This window comes from Enterobacter cloacae complex sp.6700776 (assembly GCF_048284255.1).
Taxonomy (GTDB): domain Bacteria; phylum Pseudomonadota; class Gammaproteobacteria; order Enterobacterales; family Enterobacteriaceae; genus Enterobacter; species Enterobacter intestinihominis.
In genome coordinates this window covers 238042-260709 of the sequence record NZ_JBLVYK010000004.1, presented here as the reverse complement: position 1 = coordinate 260709, position 22668 = coordinate 238042, and the positions used below count along the sequence as shown (strand labels likewise).

The window sequence follows — 22668 nt, the reverse complement described above, 5'->3', positions numbered from 1 at the left end:
GCTACAATAGCTGGCATCCCTCTGTTTTTTCTTCTTGCTGCCAGTAACGGCGGCCTTTTTAGTCTCTCAAATAACTACAATACAAAGGTGTTCACGTGCAGAAGTATATGATCGAAGCGCGTCAGTTATTGGCACTGGCCATACCGGTGATCGTCGCGCAGGTAGCCCAAACTGCAATGGGATTTGTGGATACGGTAATGGCCGGTGGTTACAGCGCCACCGATATGGCCGCCGTGGCGATCGGAACCTCAATCTGGCTCCCGGCCATTCTGTTTGGTCACGGCCTGCTGCTGGCGCTGACGCCCGTTATCGCGCAGCTTAACGGCTCCGGTCGACGCGACCGCGTAGCCCATCAGGTGCGCCAGGGCTTCTGGCTGGCCGGGGGTGTCTCCGTACTGATTATGATCGTCCTGTGGAACGCCGGGTATATTATTCGCGCCATGCATAATATCGACCCGGCACTGGCAGATAAAGCAGTCGGTTATCTGCGCGCCCTGCTCTGGGGCGCGCCCGGTTATCTCTTCTTCCAGGTGGCTCGTAACCAGTGTGAAGGGCTGGCAAAAACCAAGCCGGGCATGGTGATGGGCTTTATCGGCTTGCTGGTGAACATTCCCGTGAACTACATCTTCATCTACGGTCATTTTGGCATGCCGGAACTCGGCGGCGTGGGCTGTGGCGTGGCGACGGCTGCGGTGTACTGGGTGATGTTCGGCTGTATGCTCACCTACGTTAAACATGCGCGATCCATGCGCGACATTCGTAACGACACCGCCTTTAGCACGCCTGACTGGTCGATGATGAGCCGCCTTACCCAACTGGGTCTGCCCATTGCGCTGGCGCTGTTCTTTGAAGTGACGCTGTTTGCCGTTGTCGCCCTGCTGGTCTCGCCGTTAGGGATTATTGACGTGGCAGGCCACCAGATCGCCCTGAACTTCAGCTCTTTGATGTTCGTCCTGCCGATGTCCCTTGCTGCTGCGGTGACGATTCGCGTGGGCTTCCGTCTGGGGCAAGGCTCGACGCTGGATGCGCAAACGGCAGCCCGCACCGGGCTGGGCGTCGGCGTCTGCATGGCAGTCTGTACCGCGCTCTTTACCGTGCTGTTGCGTGAGCAAATTGCCCTGCTCTATAACGACAACCCGGAAGTAGTGACTCTGGCCTCGCATTTGATGCTGCTTGCGGCCATTTACCAGATCTCTGACTCCATCCAGGTAATTGGCAGCGGCGTGCTGCGTGGGTATAAAGATACGCGTTCCATCTTCTTTATCACCTTTATCGCTTACTGGGTTCTGGGCCTGCCGAGTGGGTATATTCTGGCGCTCACGGATCTGGTGGTGGATCGCATGGGGCCAGCCGGATTCTGGATGGGCTTTATCATCGGCTTAACGTCTGCAGCCATTATGATGATGCTGCGCATGCGCTTCCTGCAACGTCAGTCGTCTGCGGTAATTTTGCAACGCGCTGCGCGTTAATGACACAGTAGCCGCCGGCTGGCGGCTACTTTCTCTTCACTTTGCGCGGTAATGAAGCAATCGCGTGAAATCAGAGAGAAAAATGCATTTTCCCTCTTGCCACCTTGGGGCTGTGCCGCTAATATTCGTCCCCGTTGTCACCGACAACACAATGCGTTCATAGCTCAGTTGGTTAGAGCACCACCTTGACATGGTGGGGGTCGTTGGTTCGAGTCCAATTGAACGCACCATTCTGCGTCCGTAGCTCAGTTGGTTAGAGCACCACCTTGACATGGTGGGGGTCGGTGGTTCGAGTCCACTCGGACGCACCATTTCAGTCCTGAAATGGTGCAAAAATCCTCTTCTGAACGTTTTAATTTTTCCCTTCATTGAATGACTTAACCTTTCTCCTGCTACGCTTGTTGTATGGTTCAGAAACGCAGGAACGCTTTCGATGAAAAAAATCGCCATTATCGGCTCAGGCCCAACAGGGATTTACACCTTTTACTCACTTCTTAACAACGCAGCACCGCTTTCGATCACCGTGTTCGAAAAAGCAGATCAGCCCGGCGTCGGTATGCCTTACAGCGATGAAGATAACTCCCGACTGATGCTGGCGAATATCGCCAGTATCGAAATCCCGCCCATTTTTATCACCTACCTCGACTGGCTCAAACAGCAGAGTGAAGCCCATCTTGCCCGCTATAACGTCGACAAAGACAGACTGAATGAACGGCAGTTTCTGCCGCGTATTCTGCTGGGTGAATATTTCCACGACCGCTTTCTCGCCGTCGTTGCCGAGGCGAAAAAGGCTGGGTTTCATATCGAGGTTCATCCCAACGCAGAAGTCACAGATATTAAGGCTGATGCAGACGGCGTGGCCCTGTCAGTGAACGATGCCCCTTTCTCAAGGCGGTTTGATCTTGCAGTGGTCGCCACCGGTCACGTCTGGCCTGATGAAGATGAATCCACCCGCGACTATTTCCCAAGCCCATGGTCGGGGCTGATGGACGCGGATATCCGAGCCTGTGAGGTGGGGATTATGGGTACCTCCCTCAGCGGACTGGACGCTGCTATGGCGGTAGTAATGCAGCATGGTCGCTTTAGCGGGGAGCAGTTCGTTGTCAATAAAGGTAGTGAGGGGCTAAACATCACGCTGATGTCCCGCTCGGGCGTTCTTCCGGAGGCCGACTTTTACTGCCCTATCCCTTATGAACCGCTGTCGGTGTTAACGGAGTCTGTGGCAGAAAGCGAAATTGCCAAAGGCCCTGACGGGCTGCTTGACCGCATCTTTGCGCTGATGGTGAAAGAGCTTGAGCTGGCCGATCCGCGCTGGTGCCAGGCGATAGCGATCGGCACGCTGAATGCTGACACGCTTCGTGATGTCTGGTTTGAGGATCGTAAAAAGCATGGTCCTTTCACCTGGGCCGAAGCGAATCTGAAAGAAGTGGAGCGCAACAAGTGCGAGAAACGCACCGTTGCCTGGCGCTATACCGTGCTTCGTCTGCATGAAGTAGTTCAGGCCATTGTCCCTTCACTCAATGAACGTGACAGAGAACGGTTTAAATCCGGGCTGGAGCGTGTGTTTATTGATAACTATGCCGCCATTCCACCGCAGTCTATCCGCCGGTTACTGGCACTGCGCGAGGCAGGGATCATTAGCGTAGTCGCACTCGGTGATGATTACGACCTGGATATCGGCAGCGATCAGACCGTCATCACCACGAAAGAAAAGCGTTATCGCTTCGACGTCTTTATCGATGCCCGCGGGCAGAAACCGCTCAGAAATAAGGATATTCCCTTCCCGACGCTGCGCAAACAGCTTGAGGAAACGGGGGATGAAATACCGGACGTGGGGGAAGACTACACGTTGCTGTCACCTGCGTCTCTGCGCGGACGTATCGCTTTTGGGGCGATCCCCTGGCTGATGCACGATCATCCGTTTGTTCAGGGGTTGTCTGAGTGCGCTGAAATTGGTAAAGCGATGGCGAAAGCGGCGGGGAATCCTGCATCTGGCGTGCGACGGAAGTTACCTTACACGGAGTTTTAACAGGGCTTCCCTGCCCTGCGGTGTCGGATTACTCGAAGAAGACTTCCGGGTTTTCCGACAACGACACGAAGGATTTAGTGTTCTTGTCCAGGGCAAGGATTTTGCCGCTTTCGATGTCATATACCCAGCCGTGCAGGCGAATGGCGTTGTTGCGCAGGCCTACCGCCACCGACGGATGGGTCTTGATGTTGCTCAGCTGAGCAAAGACGTTCTCCTGCACCATCGCATTCACTTTATCGATTGGCTGATCCCAGGTTTTCTTCTCAACCACCGCTTTTGCCGCATCAGAATAGCGCAGCCAGTGGGAAACGGCTGGCATCGGCTCCAGATCGGCGTTGTCAGCAATCGCCTTCATCGCGCCGCAGTTGGAGTGGCCGCAAATAACAATATCGGTCACGCCAAGGGCCACTACCGCGTATTCGATGGTTGCAGAGACACCGCCAGGCTCCGGCCCGAACGGTGGCACAATGTTGCCCGCGTTTCGAATGACAAAGAGCTGTCCTGGCTCCTGCTGCGTGACCAGTTCCGGAACCAGACGGCTGTCGGAGCAGGAGATAAACAGCGCTTTGGGATTCTGACTGGACGCTAAACTACGAAAAAGCTCTTTACGTTGCGGGAAAATCTCTTTTTGAAAGCTGAGAAAACCTTCAATGATATGTTGCATAGCCATTTCTCTTTTATCTGTTTTAGTTTAGGTATGATCGCGATCACACTCGTAAAATTTAACCACCGTGCCTTAGCGGAGACAAGCAATATATTTCTGGCCCGACCGCTGCACAATCTCATCTGCGTTCGCCGGGATGTTTTGCCCTTCAAAGGCCCCGTACAGTCGCTGGTACGTTTTCCCGGTCAGTCGACCGATCACCGATTCAACGGTGCGGGCAGGCAGCGGCAGCATATTCGGATAACTCCACATAAACGACACGGCGTCCTTACCAGGCGTAACCTGCAAAATATCACCGGCCAGCAGCACGCCGTCGCCTGACTGCCAGTGCAGCACCGTGCCGCCTGCAAAATGCCCGCCCAGACGCAGCAGCGTCACCGACGGCATAATCTCCAGGGCGTCCTCCTCCCAGAAGCGTATCGCCGGACTGTCACGCATCACCCACTGCCGATCGCTGGCGTGCAGATAGATCGGCGCGTTAAACGCGGCGGCCCACTCCTGCATGGTGGTGTAGTAATGTGGGTGCGAAATCGCGATCGCGCTGATGCCCCCGAGCGCGTCAACTAACGCTCTGGTCGCCGGATCGAGGTTGGCGATGCAGTCCCACAGAACATTGCCCTGCGGCGTACTCAGCAGAAGCGCCCGCTGGTTGATGGCAAAAGCGGGAACGGTTTTGATGCTGAACAGCTGCGGCTCCAGCTGTTGCCATTTGTTGGTGTGCGTGGTCGTAAGGCTGTCGAAGTCCGTCCATGCCTGGCCCGTCACCGGGACATACTGGCGCTCATCGTCGCAAATCGGGCAGTTTTTGGGCTGTTCATCGTAAGCGGTACCGCAGGTTTTACAGAGTGTAATCATCGGCTTTCCTCAGCAATAAAGCACTGAGTATGGCAGGGATTATCCATATGTGCTGAGGGGTGCCTGGCCCGCTTTTTTTGACTTATACTGTGCCAGTATCAAAAACTGAATAACGCAGGTGGCACATGGAAATTGATCTCGATAACTTAGTCTTTAACGGGCTGGATGAAGCAGAAGAGCGCAACGCGGAACGTCTCGACGATGCGGATAAAAAAGCCCAGGCGATTGTCGCCGATGACGACTGCGGCGATGCCTGCAAGATCTGAATACAGAGCACCGGCCATGCCGGTGCTTTTTTTATGAATTACTGTCCGGCCCCGTTAATGGCCGCCTGGGCACAGGCTTCATCAAGATGACCGCCCGGCGCACCGCCGATGCCAATCGCCCCAATCACCTCATCGCCCTCTTTTACCGGTAAACCACCCGCCAGCAGCAGGAAGCCGGGAACATCACGCATATTCTGCGCGCCCGCGTTAGTCTGTGCAGCTTCCATTACCTTGCCTGACGCGTTTTTCGTACTCAGCGCGGTATATGCCTTCATTTCGCTGGCTTTTACCGTATGTGGACCAGCGTTATCCGTGCGCTGCACCGCCTTAACAACCCCTGCGCGGTCAACCACGGTCACCGTAACCTGATAGTTCTTTGCCATACAGGCCTTAACAGCAGACGTTGCCAGCGCGTTAGCCTGTGCCAGAGAGAGGCTTTTCTGATTCAGCGCATCCGCCCGTGCAGCCAGGCTTACGCTACCTGCAACCAGTGCCGCCACCATCAATACTTTTTTCATTGCACTTCCTCGAGTGTTGGGAGACAACCCGAGATTACTGAAGCGCGCGTTTACACGTAATTCGGTTGATTACGCACTCCACCTGGTAGTTATACGGATTGCAATTTGTCATAATCCCGGCTCGCCTGAACCAGGCTGCTGACGCCAAGCTTGGCAAACGCCGCCGCGCGGTGCGCTTCCACGGTCCTCGGGGAGAGGTTAAGACGCGCAGCCGCCTCTTTGTTGCTGCATCCTTCCATCAGCACGGTCAACACCTCGTGCTCCCGCGCGGTTAGCTGTTCGAATCGCGCTTTAATCCGCGAGATATCCTGCCAGGCGGCAGATCGCCGCAGGCTCTCTTCGAAAGCCATGCCAACCGTTTCGATAAGCCTGTCGGCATCCAGGGGTTTGGTGAAGAACTCAAACACGCCGTTGCGAAACGCGCGACGGCAGGCGTCGACCGTTCCGTGCCCGGTCATGATAACGACTGGCAGCAGCGGCCAGGGCCATTCACCCTCTTCCAGCCAGGCAAGCCCGCTCTTGCCCGGCATGCGCATATCCAGAAGCAGACAGCCGACAAGCGCCGTTTCGCCGCCGTGCGCCAGCGTAAAGGCATCGACGCTCTCGAATGCCTTAACCTGCCAGCCCATTCCGGAGAGTAAAAACGTCAATGATTCCCTGATGGACTCATCGTCATCAATGAGCCAGACCACCTTATCCATGCTTTGTCTCCTTACCTTCTGCGAGCTGCAACCGGATCTGCGCCCCACCCTGCGGGGCGTTGCCCAGGGCAATCGAGCCGGTCATGCGGGTTATTAGCGTTTCGGTTAACGTCATCCCCAGCCCCGTTCCGCCGGGGCGTCCGCTAAAGAAGGGCATAAAAGCGTTTTGCAGGGCCTCCGGGCTAAATCCCGGCCCGCCGTCAGTAAGCGTGACCAGAATGCCCTTCTCGTTTTTCTGGCTGTCGATTCGCACCCAGCCGTGCGTGCTCTCCTGCTGAGCCTGAATCGCATTGCTGAGCAGGTTGTGCAGTATCTGCTCCAGCCAGAGCCTGTCTGCCAGCACGGTCGTGGCGTCCGCTGCAAACGCGTGGATGACCGCGATACGGTTCGATTTGCGCTCGTGCTCCAGCAGGCTCTCAACCTGCTGCCAGCACTGCACCAGATCGGTTTCGCGCAGAGTCACCTTCTCCTGTACCACATGCTCGCGAAAGCGCGTCAGCAGGGCGCTGATGCGTTGCGTTTGCAGCAGCGCGGCCGCAAGCGCCTGCGGCACGGCCTGCGGATTAGCCTCGAGCTGTCGCTGCGCCCCCTGGATCCAGGTTTGCACGGCGGTAAGCGGCTGGTTAATTTCATGGACAATGCCCGCGGTGATCTCCCCCAGCGTGTTAAGCCTGGCATGCTGATAATAGCGGGCGCGCTGCTCGGCCTGCTGCCGCTGTTTGCGCTGCCAGAGCACGCTTCCCACGCCCGCAATCGCTACCCCCCACGTCAGAAAGAGCAGCAGGTAAGGCAGCAGGGAAACGCTGAACCAGTCAGGCTCTGCCTCGGCTGTAAGAACGAAGGGCTGGGTATGCTGCGGGAAAGCGCGCTGCCAGCGCCAGAAAGCGCCGGAGGATGGCGGACCATCGCCGTTCGTGACGTTAAGATGCAGCTGCGCAAAGCTATGGCGCGCGGGAATCAGCGCGCTTAGGTCGACCAGCACGCGTATCTGCCGCCAGGGATTATATAACCAGTACTGCACGCCGCGAAACGGCTCCACACGCGGGGCGTCCAGCGCACGCCCCGCGGTTTTTTCCAGGGCCAGGACAGAAGGAAACTTTTTGCGTAACGCGGTAATATCTTCATCGCCGCTCAGAAGCGGAAGCACCGATTCGTTTTGCGTCAGCACCGCGCCGATCGCCGAATAGCGTGCCGTAAACTCGCGATCGCGCTCCCAGTACTGGCGACGTATCTGTTCCGCATAAAGCAGCATACCGCTTATCAGGCAGACCGCCACCCATGCAGCGATGCTGCGCTTTATCATCTTATTTAAGCTCATAGCGTTAACGGGCGCAGTCATTCAGGCTGTCGACATTACCAGTTAACGCTGTTGAGAACAAAAAAACGCGGGCGTTATCAGATCTCCGGCGTTTTGCTAAACCCGGTCAGCATCAGGATCAGGCTTTGTTGAGATGACCCCGTCTCAAACTGATAGTGATTTCCCTGACGATCGCCGCCGATATACCACGAAATATCGGTTTTCCCTTCTGCCAGCGCCTTGCGCACCGCTTTATCCACGTCCACCATCCGGTATTCGCGGGAGTGGTTCAGGTAAAGCACCGCATCCGAGCGATAGTTGCAGGGCGGCCGTGAATGCCAGCTCACGGTGGCCGGATCCCAGTCGTTACTCGCCGGATAGAAGAAGATTTGATCCGCGCCGTTGGTTTCCACTTTCCCGCCATAAATTCTCACGCGGTATTTAAACTGGGCAGGATCCTGTCCGGCAGGCAGCGGAGGGATGTTGAACTTCACCAGCGACAATGTTTCGCTGTTTTTCGTGCGTCCACCGTTCTTCCAGTTATCCTGCACCAGTAAGACCTGGGGATCGGGTTGTGAAAGTGCGGGTTCCATGCTGCTGAGCCAGACGTTGGCCTTCGCTTTTGAATAACCATACGGCACGGTGGTGCCGCAATCCATTCCGCGGTTCATGCACAGGTCGGTCATAAAGCGCGCGGCATCTTCCGTCCAGCCGTTCATGAAGTCAGCATGCGCCGTATACAGGCTCCCCCATCGCTCTTCACGTTCACTGCCATGCATGGTGGGGTCGAGGGAAAGCTGGACTTTACTGGTATCCAGAGAGCTAATTGTCGGAAGCACGTACGCAATATTCATGTTCACCGTCGGGATCTTCACCGGGAAGGCGGACGGACACTGTCCTTTCGTATCGTAGGTGGCGTTAGCCAGGCCGTGGGCGGGCTTCAGGTTGGCCCCGTCCCAGCAGTTCGGGAACTGAATGCCGATATTAAACTGCACGGCATCCTTCGCCTTGCGTAAACCGCAGACTTCACCCGTTCTGGTGGTGTAGCCCTTGCCGTTGGCGCATAAAAAGGTGATATGTGGATTTGGCGCGGTGCCGTGATGATCCCCCGCCAGCAGCGACAGCCCCGCCGGGAACGGGTGCAGTGGCCAGGCGTCAACGTTCGATGCCTGATAATAGGTTTTTTGATAGGCGGGTTTGACCACCGTTCCGTCCGGTAATTTTAGCGACGGAGCCCAGTAGGCCGAGCTGTCTGCTTTGTTATCGCAGGTGGTCTTTTCCTGGGTACGCAGCGATTCACGGCTGGAGTAAGCATCCGTTTGCACGTTACCAAAAAAATCGTGCAGCATGGCCTCGTTGGGCATGCCGTACATCATAATGGCATCATCGCCGAGGGTATGGGAATAACTGCATACAACATGCGCCTGTGGACCAGCGTGTGCCGCCTGCATGGCAAGCAATAGCACGGTGGCAGAAAGCGCGGGGGTTAATACTGTCCGTTTCATTATCATCTCCATCTGAGAAAGGAGATAGTGGTAACAAAACGGCTATCGTTTACCGAGGATTAGCCAGGGCATTTTTCCCTTCATTCTCACTTTACACGCATCACGCACAGCTCATTCCAGTACATTTCGCGCGTCCGGCGAAGTTCAGCGTGACGTTTTAACATAGAACCACTCCGGGTCGATGTTGGCTACGTCCACGCCATAGAGGCTGGCGACAGGCAGTATTGACTCAAGAACACGTTGCGCGCTGTTCTCCGCATTCGCTGGTCGGGGCGCAAAAAACCGCCGTAACGTGCTTATCCATTTTTTCATCGTCATTACCCTTCTCGCTTAACCTGGACTCAGTTAAACACGCCTTCATCATGAAGAGGAAATAACAATAATGACTGTTGATATGCGGGATCTGAAAAACTCGCGAGACGCTTCGTCCTAACCGGCCAGCGCTTTAACCACCGTTTCCATCGCTTTGGTGGTCAACTCACTGCGCTTAACGCGCTGGTTCGCCAGCGCGGTACGTAGTACCCCGGCAATCACGATATGCTTGGGCTCCTGCCCTAAGTCACGCATCTCCAGAACGACCTTGCCTACCACCCGACACATCTCCTGGTACAGCGCTTCGTCTTTGGTCACATTGCCCATTGCCATCACTCCGTTGCCCTAAACCGTCAGCTTAAATCATTCGTCGGCTGGATACAAAAAAGAAGCCCGGCGTGTTGTTCGCCGGGCTTCGTCTGGAAAATCAGGCGATTAGTTGTTTACCGGGATGACCGCGCCTTTGTATTTGGTGCGGATCCAGTCCTGAATCTCTTTGGAGTGCAGCACGTTCACCAGCGCGACGATATCCTTCTTCTTCTCATCACCGCGATGAACGGTAATGATGTTGGCGTACGGGTTATTCTCACCGCTTTCAACCGCAATTGGATCGTGGACCGGATCCAGACCAGCATCAATTGCGTAGTTGGCGTTGATCACCACCGCAGCACCTTCGTCGTTGTTGTACATCTGCGGCAGCAGAGATGCCTCGACGTTAGGGGTGAATTGCAGCTTTTTCGGGTTTTCCACGATATCGCTGATGCGCGCGGTCACTTTATCGATGCCTGGCTTCAGCTTGATCACCCCCTCCTTTTCGAAGATGGAGAGAATACGTCCTTCCTCGGAAACCGCATCACGCATGATGATTTTGCCGCCTTCCGGCAGATCCTTCAACGATTTGTATTTTTTCGAATAGATACCGATCGGCTCAATGTGGATAGCGCCGGCACTGACAAAATCATAATCCTTATCGCCCGCGTGATCTTTCAGCACGCTGTTCAGATAAGGGATGTGCTGGAAGTAGTTGGCGTCGATGTCACGCCCCGCCAGCGCGGTGTTGGGCAGAATGTAGTCCTGGAACGGTTTAATCTCCAGATCAATACCCTGCTTCGCCAGAATCGGCTTAGCCTGCTCCAGAATTTCCGCGTGCGGCGTGTTGGATGCCCCCACAGTCAGCGTATCCGCCCAGGCGGCAAAGCTCAGGGCGCTCAGGGTGGCTGCGGCGATCAGTGTCAGTGTCTTTTTCATGATGTGGTTCCTGTGTGTATTTATTAGCGTTTATCTAACAGTGAAGTAATGGCATCGCCGCAGAACTGGATAATGAACACGATGATCAGAATGGTCACCGTTGCCACCAGCGTGACGTCACCATGGTTGCGCTGGAATCCTTCCAGATAAGCCAGATTTCCCAAACCGCCGGCACCTATCACCCCCGCCATTGCGCTGTAGCTCACCAGCGCAATCAGCGTCACCGTCATACCTGAAACCAGTGCGGGTGAAGATTCCGGCAGTAAAACCCGAAACACTAACGTGCTCAGCCGCGCGCCCATCGAACGCGTGGCTTCAATTACCCCTTTATCCACTTCCCGCAGGGCAATCTCGACCAGACGGGCGTAAAACGGCGCGGCGCCCACAATCAGAGCGGGCAGCGCAGCGTTAGCGCCGAGAATGGTCCCCACAACGGTCTTGGTGAACGGGATCAGCAGAACAATGAGAATGATGAACGGAATCGAGCGGAACACGTTCACCACAATCGACATCACGCTGTAGACCGTGCGGTTGTGGAATAACCCGCCGCGGGCGGTTAAAAACAGCGCCAGACCGAGCGCGATCCCCAGAACAAACGTCGCCACGCCGGAAAGCGCGGTCATGTAGAGCGTCTCCTGGGTTGCAGCCCAAAGTTGATCCCACTTCAGGTGCGGAAAGAGTTCTTCAGCCATGCTTGATTACCTCGCCTTCAATATCGCTTTGCTTCAGGTCGGCGAGGATATTGTTCAGTTGTTCATCCGATGCCACCACGTGCACCCAGAGCTGCCCGAAAACACCGTGGGCGGTTTGCGTCATTTTGCCGTGCAGGATGTTAAACGGCAGGCCGTAGCGCAGGGTCAGTTCACCGACGATCGGCCTGTGCGTGCTGTGCCCGGTGAAGGTGAGCTTGATGACCGCGCCCTCCAGCTCATTTGCCAGTTCGGTATTGAAGGTCTCTTCCTCCGCGTACTGGCTCACCTGGCGGACAAACTGCCGGGTGATCGGCTGCTGAGGATGCGTAAACACGCTCAGCACCTCCCCCTCTTCCACCACCTTGCCGTTCTCCATTACCGCCACGCGGTCGCAGATTTTGCGCACCACATGCATCTCATGCGTAATGAGTACGATGGTCAGGTTAAAACGACGGTTAATGTCCAGGAGCAGATCGAGGATCTGATCGGTGGTCTGCGGATCTAGCGCCGAGGTGGCTTCGTCACACAGCAGTACGTCCGGATGATTGGCCAGCGCGCGGGCAATGCCCACACGCTGTTTTTGCCCGCCGCTCAGCTGCGACGGGTAGGCATTCTCGCGCCCCTTCAGGCCGACCAGCTCCACCAGCTCGGCAACGCGAGCCTGAATTTGCGCTTTTGGCACACCGGCAATTTGCATTGAAAAGGCGATGTTTTCCTTCACCGTGCGCGACCAGAGCAGATTAAAGTGCTGGAACACCATGCTGATTTTCAGGCGTGCCTGACGCAGCGCTTCTCCCTTCGCGGCGGAGATATCCTGACCGTTAATAGTGACGCTGCCGGCGCTGGGCTTTTCCAGACCGTTCAGCAGACGGATAAGCGTACTTTTCCCGGCCCCGCTGTAACCAATGATCCCGTAAATCTGTCCCTGCTCTATCGTCAAATTGACGTTATCAACGGCTGTCAGCGCCAGCTTCCCGTTGTCAAAAACCTTCGAAATATTACTGAGTACGATCATTCTTATTCGTTATCCGTTACGCATATAGCGGTTTAGCAGTATGGATGTCCAAAAGATAGTAAACAGCCGTTATCAGCTTTTAAATGACCAAAAAAGAATTTCTTATAATGCGGCGGAATAAGCAGCGAACTGGCGGGTGAAAAGCATTTAGATGAATATCTGCAATAATTATCTGCCTTTTGCATATCAGGTCTTATTCATTCGACGAAATTGGTTAATTTTTCAGCACTATGTGCTGATATAGCCATCCTCACATCCAGACAACTTTACGTCTTGCTGTCTTTCCACCCAAAAACATAAGGATTATTCCTTTCTGTTCTAAAACCCAGTGAAACGTTCTTTATTGAGAAAATTTCGTGGTCCTATCATCCGGTCATCACCTCTTCACAGGACATGACCATGACGCTTTACCACTCCGTCACCGAACTAATTGGCCATACGCCACTCATCCAGCTGCACAAGCTGGATACCGGCCCCTGCTCGCTGTTTCTGAAGCTGGAAAATCAGAATCCAGGCGGCTCGATTAAAGACCGCGTCGCGCTGTCGATGATTAACGAAGCCGAGCGTATGGGGCAGCTACGGCCCGGCGGCACCATTATTGAAGCCACGGCGGGGAACACCGGCCTGGGGCTGGCGTTGATTGCGGCGCAAAAGGGATACTCGCTGATCCTGGTGGTGCCGGACAAAATGAGCCGCGAGAAGATTTTCCACCTGCGCGCGTTAGGGGCGCAGGTCGTGCTGACCCGTTCAGATGTGAATAAAGGGCATCCGGCCTACTACCAGGATTATGCCCGGCGGCTGGCGAACGAACTGCCAGGCGCGTTTTATATCGACCAGTTCAATAACGCGGCCAATCCGCTGGCGCACCGCACCACTACCGCACCGGAACTGTTTGAACAGCTTGACGGCCAGATCGATGCCATCGTCGTCGGCGTGGGGTCCGGCGGTACGCTGGGTGGCTTACAGGCGTGGTTTGCAGAACATTCGCCGCAGACGAAATTTGTGCTTGCCGATCCGGCCGGGTCGGTGCTGGCGGACCAGGTTGAGACCGGACGTCATCACGATGCCGGATCGTGGCTGGTTGAAGGGATTGGCGAAGACTTTATCCCTCCGCTGGCGCACATCGAAGGGGTTAACCGCGCCTGGCGCATTACCGATCGCGAGGCGTTCACCACCGCCCGCGATCTGCTAAAAACGGAAGGGATCCTGGCAGGCTCCTCCACCGGCACGCTGCTGGCGGCGGCGCTGAAATATTGCCAGGCGCAGACTACGCCAAAACGTGTGGTCACCTTCGCCTGCGACAGCGGCAATAAATACCTCTCAAAGATGTTCAACGACGACTGGATGCGCCAGCAGGGGCTGATTTCACGTCCGCAGGCAGGCGATCTCTCGGACTATATTGCCCTGCGCCACGATGAAGGCGCGACGGTGACTGCCGCCCCGGACGACACGCTTTCCACCGTGCTGGCCCGCATGCGCCTGTATGACATCTCCCAGCTGCCGGTGCTCGATAACAACAAGGTCGTCGGCATCATCGACGAGTGGGACCTGCTGCGACACATTGAGGGAAATGCCGATCGCTTCTCTCTCCCCGTGACGGCGGCCATGACGCGTCAGGTCGAATATCTGGATAAGCTGGCCCCGGAGAGCGCCCTGTACACCATCTTTGACCGTGGCCTGGTGGCGATTATTTATGACGAAGACCGCTTTCTGGGTCTGATCACACGCAGTGACGTACTCACCACCTGGCGTAACCGCCTGACGAAATAAAAGGAGCAAAAGATGAAAAACCTGGCCACCCTCAGCGTTCACAGCGGTGAGTATCACGACACGCACGGCGCCGTGATGCCGCCAATTTACGCCACGTCGACGTTTGCGCAACCGGCACCGGGTGAACATACCGGCTACGAATACTCCCGGAGCGGCAACCCAACCCGCCATGCGCTGGAGACCGCCATCGCCGAACTGGAAGGCGGCACGCGCGGGTACGCCTTCGCGTCAGGGCTGGCGGCCATTTCCACCGTGCTCGAACTGCTGGATAAAGACAGCCATATCGTTGCCATTGACGACGTGTATGGCGGTACGTATCGCCTGATCGAAAACGTGCGCAAGCGCAGCACCGGGTTACAGGTGAGCTGGGTTAAGCCGGACGATATAGCCGGACTTGAGGCCGCCATTCGCCCGAACACCCGCATGATCTGGGTGGAAACGCCGACGAACCCGCTGCTGAAACTGGCCGACCTGGAGGCCATCGCAGACATTGCCCGGCGCCATAATGCGATCAGCGTGGCGGATAATACCTTCGCCTCCCCGGTCATTCACCGGCCGCTGGAGGCGGGGTTCGACATTGTGGTTCACTCCGCCACCAAATATCTCAACGGTCATTCAGACGTGGTTGCCGGGCTGGCTGTTGTCGGGGCAAATAAGGATCTCACGGAGCGTCTGGGCTATCTGCAAAACGCGGTTGGCGGCGTTCTGGATCCGTTCAGCAGCTTCCTGACGCTACGGGGGATTCGCACCCTCGCCCTGCGCGTTGAGAAGCACAGCGCCAACGCGCTGGCGATTGCGCAATGGCTGGAGCAGCATCCGCAGGTAGAGAGCGTGCTCTATCCCGGGCTGGAGTCACACCCCCAGTATGCGCTTGCCCGCAGACAAATGGCGCTGCCGGGCGGCATGATCTCCGTTGTGATTAAAGGCGATGCGCAACGCGCGACAGAGGTGATTCGTCATCTTACGCTCTTTACCCTGGCGGAAAGCCTGGGCGGGGTGGAGAGTCTGGTGAGCCAGCCCTACAGCATGACCCACGCCTCCATTCCACTGGCGCAGCGTCTTGCAAACGGCATTGTGCCGCAGCTGATACGCCTGTCGGTGGGGATTGAGGATGCGAAGGATCTGATCGCCGACCTTCAGCAGGCGCTGGAAAAGTGAGCAAAAAACGGCGGGCGTTGTGCCTGCCGTCATAAGATGACATTAGGCCTTAACGCCTTGATAACAAACTTATGTGAATCTGCACAGATTGTTTTTGAAACGCTGTTTCCATTTTCCTTTTTACTGTGAATCAGCGTATAATGCGCGCCAAATCCCTGGTGAATGGTTTCAGCGCTTGGAATACAAAAAACAACGTACAACTTCTCCTCTCCTTCGTTGGGCTGGCACTCAGGCACACTTTCTTCTGCACGCTCATTTGATGTCACCTATTCTTAGTGCGTGTCATATACTCTTTCGCAACACAGGTTTGACTCCGCGGCGGTGCGCCCCCGGAGCGAGATTTCCATATCCTTCCCAACTTAAAGACTAAGACTGTCATGAAAAAGACGAAAATTGTTTGTACTATCGGCCCGAAAACCGAATCCGAAGAGATGCTGAGCAAAATGCTGGATGCCGGCATGAACGTGATGCGTCTGAACTTCTCCCACGGCGACTATGCTGAACACGGTCAGCGTATTCAGAACTTGCGCAACGTGATGAGCAAGACCGGGAAAAAAGCGGCAATCCTGCTCGACACCAAAGGTCCTGAAATCCGCACCATCAAACTGGAAGGCGGTAACGACGTTTCCCTGAAAGCGGGCCAGACCTTCACCTTCACCACCGACAAATCCGTTGTAGGTAATAACGAAATCGTTGCCGTGACCTACGAAGGCTTCACCAGCGATCTGTCCGTTGGCAACACCGTGCTGGTAGATGACGGCCTGATCGGCATGGAAGTGACCGCGATTGAAGGTAACAAGGTTATCTGTAAAGTGCTGAACAACGGCGATCTGGGCGAAAACAAAGGCGTTAACCTGCCGGGCGTGTCCATTGCTCTGCCAGCGCTGGCTGAAAAAGACAAACAAGACCTGATCTTCGGCTGCGAACAAGGTGTGGACTTCGTTGCGGCGTCCTTCATCCGTAAACGTTCTGACGTGGTTGAGATCCGTGAGCACCTGAAAGCGCACGGCGGTGAGAACATTCAGATCATCTCCAAGATCGAAAACCAGGAAGGCCTGAACAACTTCGACGAAATCCTTGAAGCGTCTGACGGTATCATGGTAGCGCGTGGCGACCTGGGCGTAGAAATCCCGGTTGAAGAAGTGATCTTCGCGCAGAAGATGATGATCGAGAAATGCGTTCGCGCGCGTAAAGTGGTTATCACCGCAACGCAGATGCTGGACTCCATGATCAAAAACCCACGCCCTACCCGTGCTGAAGCCGGCGACGTGGCGAACGCCATCCTCGACGGTACCGATGCCGTTATGCTGTCTGGCGAATCTGCAAAAGGGAAATACCCTCTGGAAGCGGTCGGCATCATGGCGACCATCTGTGAGCGTACCGACCGCGTGATGAAAAGCCGTCTGGATTACAACAACGACAGCCGTAAACTGCGCATCACCGAAGCCGTGTGCCGTGGTGCGGTAGAAACCGCCGAGAAACTGGAAGCCCCACTGATTGTCGTGGCGACCCAGGGCGGTAAATCTGCGCGTGCCGTGCGTAAATACTTCCCGGATGCGACCATTCTGGCGCTGACCACCAACGAAACCACCGCGCGTCAGCTGGTGCTGAGCAAAGGCGTGATCCCACACCTGGTGAAAGAGATTGCCTCTACCGATGATTTCTATCGTCTGGGTAAAGAAGTGGCTCTGGAACTGGTTGATTGTGGCCTGGCTCAGAAAGGCGACGTGGTGGTTATGGTTTCTGGTGCACTGGTACCAAGCGGTACAACCAACACTGCATCTGTCCACGTACTGTAATATTTCACGAACAAATTATTGTTTTGTTAAAAAGCGTCCTTCGGGGCGCTTTTTTTATTCCCGCCATTAACCAGAACTATTCAAAAAGCAAATCGGGTTTTTCTATTTAATCGCGATTTATCTAAGATGAATCCGATGAAAAATGCCTTTTTTAACATAGCTTTTTCGTCAAAATTGCCGATTTCGTTGCTTCTTTGAGCGAACGATCAAAAATAGGCGTAATCCCATCAAAAAAATATTCTCAACCCAAAAAACTTTGTGTAATACTTGTAACGCTACATGGAGATTAACTCAATCTAGAGGGTATTAATAATGAATCGTACTAAACTGGTACTGGGCGCGGTAATCCTGGGTTCTACTCTGCTGGCAGGTTGCTCCAGCAACGCTAAAATCGATCAGCTGTCTTCTGACGTTCAGACTCTGAACGCTAAAGTTGACCAGCTGAGCAACGACGTGAACGCAATGCGTTCCGACGTTCAGGCTGCTAAAGACGACGCAGCTCGCGCTAACCAGCGTCTGGACAACCAGGCTACTAAATACCGTAAGTAATAGTACCTGTTAATAAAATGGCGCACATTGTGCGCCATTTTTTTTGCCTTCGTCAAACCTCTACTGAAGCGCTTTCTCTCCCTCGCCTTCCGTCACCGCCGCTGAGACACGACTGTTCTGAACCGACAGGACAGAATTGCTGGCTGACGAACCATTGCCTGCTGAAACGGCAACCGGGATCCCGGCTCTGCGCGCCAGAGCTTTGTCGATTAGCGTTTTATCGCTACCTGATTCCGCTGCGAAGGCGGTAAACGCCGCTGAGTGCGTGAACGGCACCGTCTGTGGGTTTTCGCCCTCAGCCTGCGCCAGCGGCCTGTGCACCTCGATATAACGTTTGCCGTCCGGCTCGACGGAGAACTTCACCGGCTCATTGATAATCTGCACCCGCGTGCCGACGCGCACTTGTTCAAACAACGCTTTGATATCCGGCGCGTTCATTCGCATACAGCCCGAGCTGACCCGTAGCCCTACGCTGTCCGGCGCGCTGGTGCCATGAATAAGATATTCCCCATTCCCGATACCCAGACGCAGCGCAAAGCGCCCCAGCGGGTTATTTGGCCCTGCGGGCACCACAGGCGGCAGTTTAATGCCCTGCGCCAGTGAGCGCGCTCTGATGCCCGCTGTGGGGGTCCAGGTAGGGTTAGGGATTTTCTGACTCACACGGGTGGTGCTGACCGGTGTTTCCAGCCCAAGCTGACCAATACCCAGCGGATAGACCTGCACGATATTTTCGCCAGGCGGATAGAAGTAAAGACGCAGCTCCGCCAGATTCACCACAATGCCCTCACGCTCGGTGTCCGGGAGCAGCATCTGGGAAGGAATGGTAATGACCGTTCCTGGCGCAGGGTTTACCGGTGCAATGGTATTATTGGTTTCAAGGATAAGCTGTGCGGCGGTATTAAACCGACGAGCGATAGCCTGGAGCTTATTGTCGCCTTCCTGAATGGTGTATGTCTGATTTTGCCCAATCAGGCGGCTGCCTGCGGGCGGTAAAGGATAATCAACCGCCCTGGCTGAATTAACAGCACCGAGCGAACCAAGGAGTAATAGAGTTATTAGAGACGCGCGCTTCATGCTGAGATTCCTTATTCACTGACCAAACGTCAGAAAGCTGAAAAACCAGCGAGGTGGAAACCACCCCGCGAAACAGAATGAATGCTGTTCTGTCAGTTTAGCTAAGGATTGCGGCTTTGGCGCGTATGGCGCGGATCATCGCTTCCAGTCCCTGGGAGCGGGACGGGGTGAGGTGTTGGGTTAAGGCCATTTTTTCAAACCACGAGCGAACGTCAAAGGCGACAATATCCTGCGCCGACATCTGGTGATAAAGAATAAATACGACGGCAATAAGCCCCTTCACAATGGCGGCATCGCTGTCACCCTGTAAATCGATTACGCCATCCTCCGTCTGCTGCATCTGGATCCAGACCTGGCTCTGGCAGCCCTGAATGATGTTGTCCCGGTTATGCGCCGCTTCGCTGAGCGGCGGCAGGCGCTGACCTAGCTCGATAATATAAAGGTATTTCTCTTCCCAGTTTGCGCAACGCCCAAAGTTACGCAGCAATTTATCTCTGTCCGGCAAATCTGCCATCTCTCGCCTCTCCGTTAGCCAAGCAGCTGGTGAATACGTTTCAGTCCCGCCACCAGTCTGTCGACCTCTTCCGTTGTGTTGTACATCACCAGCGATGCGCGGCACATGGCCGGTACCTGATAATACGCCATCAGTGGCATCGCGCAGTGATGCCCGGTACGTACGGCGACGCCGTAATTATCCAGGAAACTGCCCACATCATAAGCGTGATGCTTGCCGAGGTTGAAGGCTATCACACCCAGACGGTCAGCAGGGCCATATAAGGTCAGATCCGGGACGCCGGCAAGCTCCTGCAAGGCATATTGCATCAGCAGCTGTTCGTACTCCTGAATCGCCGCCAGCCCCGTTTCAGATACGTAGCTAATGGCCGCGCCCAGCCCGATGATCCCGCCCGTGTTTGGCGTGCCCGCCTCGAAGCGCCAGGGCGCCCGGGCGTAGGTTGTGCCTTCCGTCAGGCTGACGGTGGCAATCATTGACCCGCCCCCTTCCCACGGCGGCATGGCCTGGAGAATATCCTCCTTCACATACAACACGCCGATGCCCGTCGGACCATACAGCTTGTGCCCGGAGAAGACGTAGAAATCGCAGTCCAGGGCCTGAACGTCAACCGCATGGTGCATCACCGCCTGGGCGCCATCAATCAACACTTTCGCACCGGCCTGATGGGCTTTGTCGACGATCAGCGCCACCGGATTTTCCGTCCCCAGCACGTTTGAAACGTGGGTCACCGCTACCAGCCGCGTTCTGTCGTCAAGCAGGGCGTCCAGCTGTTCAAGCTGAAGCGTACCGTCTTCGTTTAGCGGGATCACCCGCAGTTGCGCCCCCATACGCTCACAGAGCATCTGCCAGGGCACGATGTTAGCGTGGTGCTCCATCTGGGTGATGATGATGTTATCCCCCGCGTGCACCTGCGCATTGCCCCAGCTGTTAGCCACCAGGTTGATCCCTTCGGTGGTGCCACGCACGAACACCAGCTCTTCCGGCGAACGCGCGTTGAGAAACGCCGCAACCTGCGTGCGCACGTTTTCCATGCGCTGGGTCGCCTCGGCGCTCAGAGTGTGGATCCCGCGATGGACCGCCGCATAACCGTGGCGGTAAAACTCGGCTTCCGCATCCACCACCTGATTCGGTTTTTGCGCGCTGGCCGCACTGTCGAGATAGGCCAGCGGCAGACCGTTCACTTCACGGGTCAGTACCGGAAAATCTGCCCGGACTTTCTCTACGGGAAATGTCATGCTTCGCCTCCAGGCAGCCGCTGACCGATACGGGCCAGCACCTGCTGTTTAAGTCCGCCATCGGGCAGCGCTTCCGTCAGCTCAGCCGCAAAGGCGTAAATAATCATCTTTTGCGCGGCCTGCTGGTCTATCCCGCGAGAGCGCAGGTAGAACATCTGCTCATCGTCAATACGCCCGACCGTTGCGCCGTGGCTGCATTTCACGTCGTCCGCATAAATTTCCAGCTGTGGTTTGGTGTCCACCTCTGCCAGACGTCCCAGCAAAAGGTTGTTGTTGGTCATCTGCCCGTCAGTTTTGATGGCGTGCTGCGCCACATTGATCAGGCCGTTAAACACCGCACGTCCTTTGTCGCTGACGATGGTTTTGTGCAGCTGACGGCTGTTGCAGTAGCCTTTGTTATGCTCAAGCCAGGTGCGCGTGTCGCATACTTCTGACTTCACCGGCATCGCCAGGCTGTTAATACGCAGCGTAGTGTTCTCACCGTTCAGCTGGGTGCTGGTATTGTGGCGCAGCACCGCGCCGCCAAGCAGGAAGCTGTGGCTGTACGCCGCGGCATCCTGGCCCAGCAGAATATCGTTGTGGGCGAAGTGGTGACTGAGCGGATTCTCAAACGCCAGCTTGATATGGTGCAGCTGGGCGTTGGCCGCCACGTTCATCGTCAGACGCGAGCCGGTAAAATGGCGGGTGTCGTTCAGACTAACGTAATGCTCAATTACCGTCGCTTCTGCCCCTTCTGCCAGCTCGAGATGGTGGCGATAGTGGGCGGTGTTGATCTCGTCGCCCTCAACACCCTGGGTGATATGCATCAGCAGCAGCGGTTTCGCCGGGCGCTGGTTACGCTTAACGTGAATATGGGTGACAGACTGAGACAGGCTCTCTGTGAGGTGCAGAAAGACGTCAGGCTGGACCGGAGCACTCAGCGACTGGCGCTCGTCGTTAATGGCGATATCGAACCCGCTCTCCTGTACGCTGTCGCTGAGTTCCTCACGAAACTGCCCGTCTACAAACACCAGACGCACGGCATCCACGCTCAGCGCCAGCACATCGCGCTGACCGGGGCTAACCTGCGCCAGACGGGTGACAAACTCGCCGTTCAGCAGGCCGTCCAGCGGGGTATATTTCCAGTTCTCATGCTTACGCGTCGGTAAACCGAGACGCAGCATCTGCTGGAGATGGTGCTGAGCCTGTTCAGAGCGCGCTCCACCCTGCGCTTCAAACAGCCGGTGCCACTGCTGGAGTGCATTACTGCTGTTCGGTAAGCCAGCCATAACCCTGCTCCTCCAGTTGTTTAACCAGCGTAAAGTCACCGGATTTCACAATGCGCCCCTGATAAAGCACGTGGACATAGTCCGGTTTGATGTAGTCCAGAATACGCTGGTAGTGAGTCACGATAATAAATGAGCGGTTACCGTCACGCAGAGAGTTTACGCCGTCGGCAACGATCTTCAGGGCATCAATATCCAGCCCTGAATCGGTTTCATCGAGAATGCAAAGCTCCGGCTCAAGAACCGCCATTTGCAGAATATCGTTACGTTTTTTCTCACCGCCGGAGAAACCCACGTTCACCGAGCGGGTGAGCAGATCTTCCGGCATTTTCAGCAGCTTGATTTTCTCTTCCATCAGATCCTGGAAGTCAAAGCGATCCAGCGCCTCAAGTCCGCGATACTTGCGCACCGCGTTCAGCGCGGTTTGCAGGAAGAACTGGTTGCTGACGCCCGGGATTTCCACCGGATACTGGAAGGCCATAAAGATGCCCTCACCGGCACGCTCTTCAGGCGACATCTCCAGCAGATCCTTGCCGTTAAACTCAACGGAGCCGCTGGTGACCTCATAATCTTCGCGTCCTGCCAGCGTCGCTGAAAGCGTACTTTTCCCGGAGCCGTTTGGCCCCATGATGGCGTGAACTTCACCCGGTTTGACGTCAAAATTGAGCCCACGCAGGATCTCTTTCTCTTCCACGCTAACCTGTAAATCTTTAATGCTTAACATGTGCTTTCC

23 protein-coding genes and 2 tRNA genes are annotated in these 22668 nt (G+C 55.6%); 9 read left to right on the top strand and 16 right to left on the bottom strand.

Annotation, left to right across the window (positions count from 1 at the left end):
- Positions 1-95: 95 nt before the first annotated feature.
- From mdtK to ACNQ0T_RS09210, 4 genes are all read left to right on the top strand, one after another.
- Complete coding sequence (gene mdtK, locus ACNQ0T_RS09225) at positions 96-1469, top strand: MdtK family multidrug efflux MATE transporter (protein WP_032622176.1); 1374 nt, start codon at positions 96-98, stop codon at positions 1467-1469.
- Positions 1470-1622: 153 nt separating this feature from the next.
- A tRNA-Val gene (locus ACNQ0T_RS09220) sits at positions 1623-1699 on the top strand.
- Between the two features lie 4 nt (positions 1700-1703).
- A tRNA-Val gene (locus ACNQ0T_RS09215) sits at positions 1704-1780 on the top strand.
- 122 nt (positions 1781-1902) lie between these two features.
- Positions 1903-3498: an FAD-NAD(P)-binding protein gene (locus tag ACNQ0T_RS09210; protein WP_063853908.1), complete on the top strand. Its 1596-nt coding sequence runs from the start codon at positions 1903-1905 to the stop codon at positions 3496-3498.
- A 28-nt stretch (positions 3499-3526) separates the two neighbouring features.
- On the opposite strand, the gene ACNQ0T_RS09205 is transcribed toward ACNQ0T_RS09210, so the two are convergent.
- A complete protein-coding gene (locus ACNQ0T_RS09205) occupies positions 3527-4162 on the bottom strand; it encodes a carbonic anhydrase (RefSeq protein WP_022647889.1) in 636 nt (211 codons plus the stop codon).
- Positions 4163-4234: 72 nt separating this feature from the next.
- A complete protein-coding gene (locus ACNQ0T_RS09200) occupies positions 4235-5017 on the bottom strand; it encodes an MBL fold metallo-hydrolase (RefSeq protein ID WP_169441056.1) in 783 nt (260 codons plus the stop codon).
- A gap of 125 nt (positions 5018-5142) precedes the next feature.
- Here ACNQ0T_RS09200 and ACNQ0T_RS09195 point away from each other — a divergent pair, with 125 nt between their 5' ends.
- Positions 5143-5283 carry a hypothetical protein gene (locus ACNQ0T_RS09195; protein WP_003857665.1) on the top strand — a complete coding sequence of 47 codons (141 nt, stop codon included), beginning with the start codon at positions 5143-5145 and terminating at the stop codon, positions 5281-5283.
- Positions 5284-5321: 38 nt separating this feature from the next.
- Here the strand turns inward: ACNQ0T_RS09195 and ACNQ0T_RS09190 are convergent, their stop codons facing one another.
- The 9 genes from ACNQ0T_RS09190 to ACNQ0T_RS09150 form a co-directional block, all read right to left on the bottom strand.
- The gene (locus ACNQ0T_RS09190) at positions 5322-5801 is read right to left on the bottom strand and encodes a GlcG/HbpS family heme-binding protein (protein WP_022647887.1); all 480 of its coding nucleotides are present in this window, start codon (positions 5799-5801) and stop codon (positions 5322-5324) included.
- An 89-nt stretch (positions 5802-5890) separates the two neighbouring features.
- Entirely contained in the window at positions 5891-6502 is a 612-nt protein-coding gene (locus tag ACNQ0T_RS09185; RefSeq protein ID WP_022647886.1) for a response regulator transcription factor, read from the bottom strand.
- Complete coding sequence (locus ACNQ0T_RS09180) at positions 6495-7805, bottom strand: sensor histidine kinase (protein ID WP_023305997.1); 1311 nt, start codon at positions 7803-7805, stop codon at positions 6495-6497. Before ACNQ0T_RS09180 ends, ACNQ0T_RS09185 begins: the two co-directional genes overlap by 8 nt.
- 92 nt (positions 7806-7897) lie before the next feature.
- On the bottom strand, positions 7898-9304 hold the full coding sequence (locus ACNQ0T_RS09175; protein ID WP_417929930.1) for a DUF1996 domain-containing protein: 1407 nt from the start codon (positions 9302-9304) through the stop codon (positions 7898-7900).
- A 144-nt stretch (positions 9305-9448) separates the two neighbouring features.
- Complete coding sequence (locus ACNQ0T_RS09170; protein WP_022647883.1) at positions 9449-9616, bottom strand: hypothetical protein; 168 nt, start codon at positions 9614-9616, stop codon at positions 9449-9451.
- 117 nt (positions 9617-9733) lie between these two features.
- Positions 9734-9943, bottom strand: a complete 210-nt coding sequence (fumD, locus tag ACNQ0T_RS09165) for a fumarate hydratase FumD (protein ID WP_003857676.1) — start codon at positions 9941-9943, stop codon at positions 9734-9736.
- Positions 9944-10051: 108 nt separating this feature from the next.
- Positions 10052-10864 carry a MetQ/NlpA family ABC transporter substrate-binding protein gene (locus tag ACNQ0T_RS09160; RefSeq protein ID WP_371186367.1) on the bottom strand — a complete coding sequence of 271 codons (813 nt, stop codon included), beginning with the start codon at positions 10862-10864 and terminating at the stop codon, positions 10052-10054.
- Positions 10865-10887: 23 nt separating this feature from the next.
- Positions 10888-11556 carry a methionine ABC transporter permease gene (locus tag ACNQ0T_RS09155; protein WP_017384621.1) on the bottom strand — a complete coding sequence of 223 codons (669 nt, stop codon included), beginning with the start codon at positions 11554-11556 and terminating at the stop codon, positions 10888-10890.
- Positions 11549-12571 carry a methionine ABC transporter ATP-binding protein gene (locus ACNQ0T_RS09150; RefSeq protein WP_023299939.1) on the bottom strand — a complete coding sequence of 341 codons (1023 nt, stop codon included), beginning with the start codon at positions 12569-12571 and terminating at the stop codon, positions 11549-11551. The genes ACNQ0T_RS09155 and ACNQ0T_RS09150 overlap by 8 nt, the downstream gene beginning before the upstream one ends.
- Before the next feature lie 399 nt (positions 12572-12970).
- On the opposite strand from ACNQ0T_RS09150, the gene ACNQ0T_RS09145 reads away from it, so the two are divergent.
- From ACNQ0T_RS09145 to lpp, 4 genes are all read left to right on the top strand, one after another.
- Complete coding sequence (locus ACNQ0T_RS09145; RefSeq protein WP_063200884.1) at positions 12971-14341, top strand: pyridoxal-phosphate dependent enzyme; 1371 nt, start codon at positions 12971-12973, stop codon at positions 14339-14341.
- A gap of 12 nt (positions 14342-14353) precedes the next feature.
- Entirely contained in the window at positions 14354-15499 is a 1146-nt protein-coding gene (locus ACNQ0T_RS09140) for a trans-sulfuration enzyme family protein (RefSeq protein WP_417929928.1), read from the top strand.
- 377 nt (positions 15500-15876) lie between these two features.
- Complete coding sequence (gene pykF / locus ACNQ0T_RS09135) at positions 15877-17298, top strand: pyruvate kinase PykF (RefSeq protein ID WP_015570703.1); 1422 nt, start codon at positions 15877-15879, stop codon at positions 17296-17298.
- 312 nt (positions 17299-17610) lie between these two features.
- On the top strand, positions 17611-17847 hold the full coding sequence (lpp, locus tag ACNQ0T_RS09130) for a murein lipoprotein Lpp (protein ID WP_001082307.1): 237 nt from the start codon (positions 17611-17613) through the stop codon (positions 17845-17847).
- Positions 17848-17907: 60 nt separating this feature from the next.
- On the opposite strand, the gene ldtE is transcribed toward lpp, so the two are convergent.
- The 5 genes from ldtE to sufC all read right to left on the bottom strand — a co-directional run bounded on the left by ldtE (position 17908) and on the right by sufC (position 22659).
- Entirely contained in the window at positions 17908-18921 is a 1014-nt protein-coding gene (ldtE, locus tag ACNQ0T_RS09125) for a L,D-transpeptidase LdtE (protein WP_023299936.1), read from the bottom strand.
- Positions 18922-19018: 97 nt separating this feature from the next.
- Positions 19019-19435, bottom strand: coding sequence for a cysteine desulfuration protein SufE (gene sufE / locus ACNQ0T_RS09120; RefSeq protein ID WP_023299935.1), 417 nt, complete (start codon positions 19433-19435; stop codon positions 19019-19021).
- 14 nt (positions 19436-19449) lie between these two features.
- Positions 19450-20670, bottom strand: coding sequence for a cysteine desulfurase SufS (sufS, locus tag ACNQ0T_RS09115; RefSeq protein WP_023299934.1), 1221 nt, complete (start codon positions 20668-20670; stop codon positions 19450-19452).
- Positions 20667-21938: a Fe-S cluster assembly protein SufD gene (sufD, locus tag ACNQ0T_RS09110; protein WP_058647191.1), complete on the bottom strand. Its 1272-nt coding sequence runs from the start codon at positions 21936-21938 to the stop codon at positions 20667-20669. The genes sufS and sufD overlap by 4 nt, the downstream gene beginning before the upstream one ends.
- Positions 21913-22659: a Fe-S cluster assembly ATPase SufC gene (gene sufC, locus ACNQ0T_RS09105; protein ID WP_022647874.1), complete on the bottom strand. Its 747-nt coding sequence runs from the start codon at positions 22657-22659 to the stop codon at positions 21913-21915. The genes sufD and sufC overlap by 26 nt, the downstream gene beginning before the upstream one ends.
- Positions 22660-22668 lie beyond the last annotated feature (9 nt).

Excerpts from the sequence above, each read along its gene's own strand:
- pykF (WP_015570703.1), top strand. The coding sequence starts at position 15,877 with ATGAAAAAGACGAAAATTGTTTGTACTATCGGCCCGAAAACCGAATCC.
- sufS (WP_023299934.1), bottom strand. The coding sequence starts at position 20,670 with ATGACATTTCCCGTAGAGAAAGTCCGGGCAGATTTTCCGGTACTGACC.
- ACNQ0T_RS09210 (WP_063853908.1), top strand. The coding sequence starts at position 1,903 with ATGAAAAAAATCGCCATTATCGGCTCAGGCCCAACAGGGATTTACACC.
- ACNQ0T_RS09160 (WP_371186367.1), bottom strand. The coding sequence starts at position 10,864 with ATGAAAAAGACACTGACACTGATCGCCGCAGCCACCCTGAGCGCCCTG.
- sufC (WP_022647874.1), bottom strand. The coding sequence starts at position 22,659 with ATGTTAAGCATTAAAGATTTACAGGTTAGCGTGGAAGAGAAAGAGATC.
- ACNQ0T_RS09185 (WP_022647886.1), bottom strand. The coding sequence starts at position 6,502 with ATGGATAAGGTGGTCTGGCTCATTGATGACGATGAGTCCATCAGGGAA.
- ACNQ0T_RS09145 (WP_063200884.1), top strand. The coding sequence starts at position 12,971 with ATGACGCTTTACCACTCCGTCACCGAACTAATTGGCCATACGCCACTC.
- ldtE (WP_023299936.1), bottom strand. The coding sequence starts at position 18,921 with ATGAAGCGCGCGTCTCTAATAACTCTATTACTCCTTGGTTCGCTCGGT.
- fumD (WP_003857676.1), bottom strand. The coding sequence starts at position 9,943 with ATGGGCAATGTGACCAAAGACGAAGCGCTGTACCAGGAGATGTGTCGG.
- ACNQ0T_RS09195 (WP_003857665.1), top strand. The coding sequence starts at position 5,143 with ATGGAAATTGATCTCGATAACTTAGTCTTTAACGGGCTGGATGAAGCA.
- sufD (WP_058647191.1), bottom strand. The coding sequence starts at position 21,938 with ATGGCTGGCTTACCGAACAGCAGTAATGCACTCCAGCAGTGGCACCGG.
- ACNQ0T_RS09150 (WP_023299939.1), bottom strand. The coding sequence starts at position 12,571 with ATGATCGTACTCAGTAATATTTCGAAGGTTTTTGACAACGGGAAGCTG.
- ACNQ0T_RS09170 (WP_022647883.1), bottom strand. The coding sequence starts at position 9,616 with ATGAAAAAATGGATAAGCACGTTACGGCGGTTTTTTGCGCCCCGACCA.
- lpp (WP_001082307.1), top strand. The coding sequence starts at position 17,611 with ATGAATCGTACTAAACTGGTACTGGGCGCGGTAATCCTGGGTTCTACT.
- ACNQ0T_RS09200 (WP_169441056.1), bottom strand. The coding sequence starts at position 5,017 with ATGATTACACTCTGTAAAACCTGCGGTACCGCTTACGATGAACAGCCC.
- ACNQ0T_RS09180 (WP_023305997.1), bottom strand. The coding sequence starts at position 7,805 with ATGATAAAGCGCAGCATCGCTGCATGGGTGGCGGTCTGCCTGATAAGC.
- ACNQ0T_RS09155 (WP_017384621.1), bottom strand. The coding sequence starts at position 11,556 with ATGGCTGAAGAACTCTTTCCGCACCTGAAGTGGGATCAACTTTGGGCT.
- ACNQ0T_RS09140 (WP_417929928.1), top strand. The coding sequence starts at position 14,354 with ATGAAAAACCTGGCCACCCTCAGCGTTCACAGCGGTGAGTATCACGAC.
- sufE (WP_023299935.1), bottom strand. The coding sequence starts at position 19,435 with ATGGCAGATTTGCCGGACAGAGATAAATTGCTGCGTAACTTTGGGCGT.
- ACNQ0T_RS09175 (WP_417929930.1), bottom strand. The coding sequence starts at position 9,304 with ATGAAACGGACAGTATTAACCCCCGCGCTTTCTGCCACCGTGCTATTG.
- ACNQ0T_RS09190 (WP_022647887.1), bottom strand. The coding sequence starts at position 5,801 with ATGAAAAAAGTATTGATGGTGGCGGCACTGGTTGCAGGTAGCGTAAGC.
- ACNQ0T_RS09205 (WP_022647889.1), bottom strand. The coding sequence starts at position 4,162 with ATGCAACATATCATTGAAGGTTTTCTCAGCTTTCAAAAAGAGATTTTC.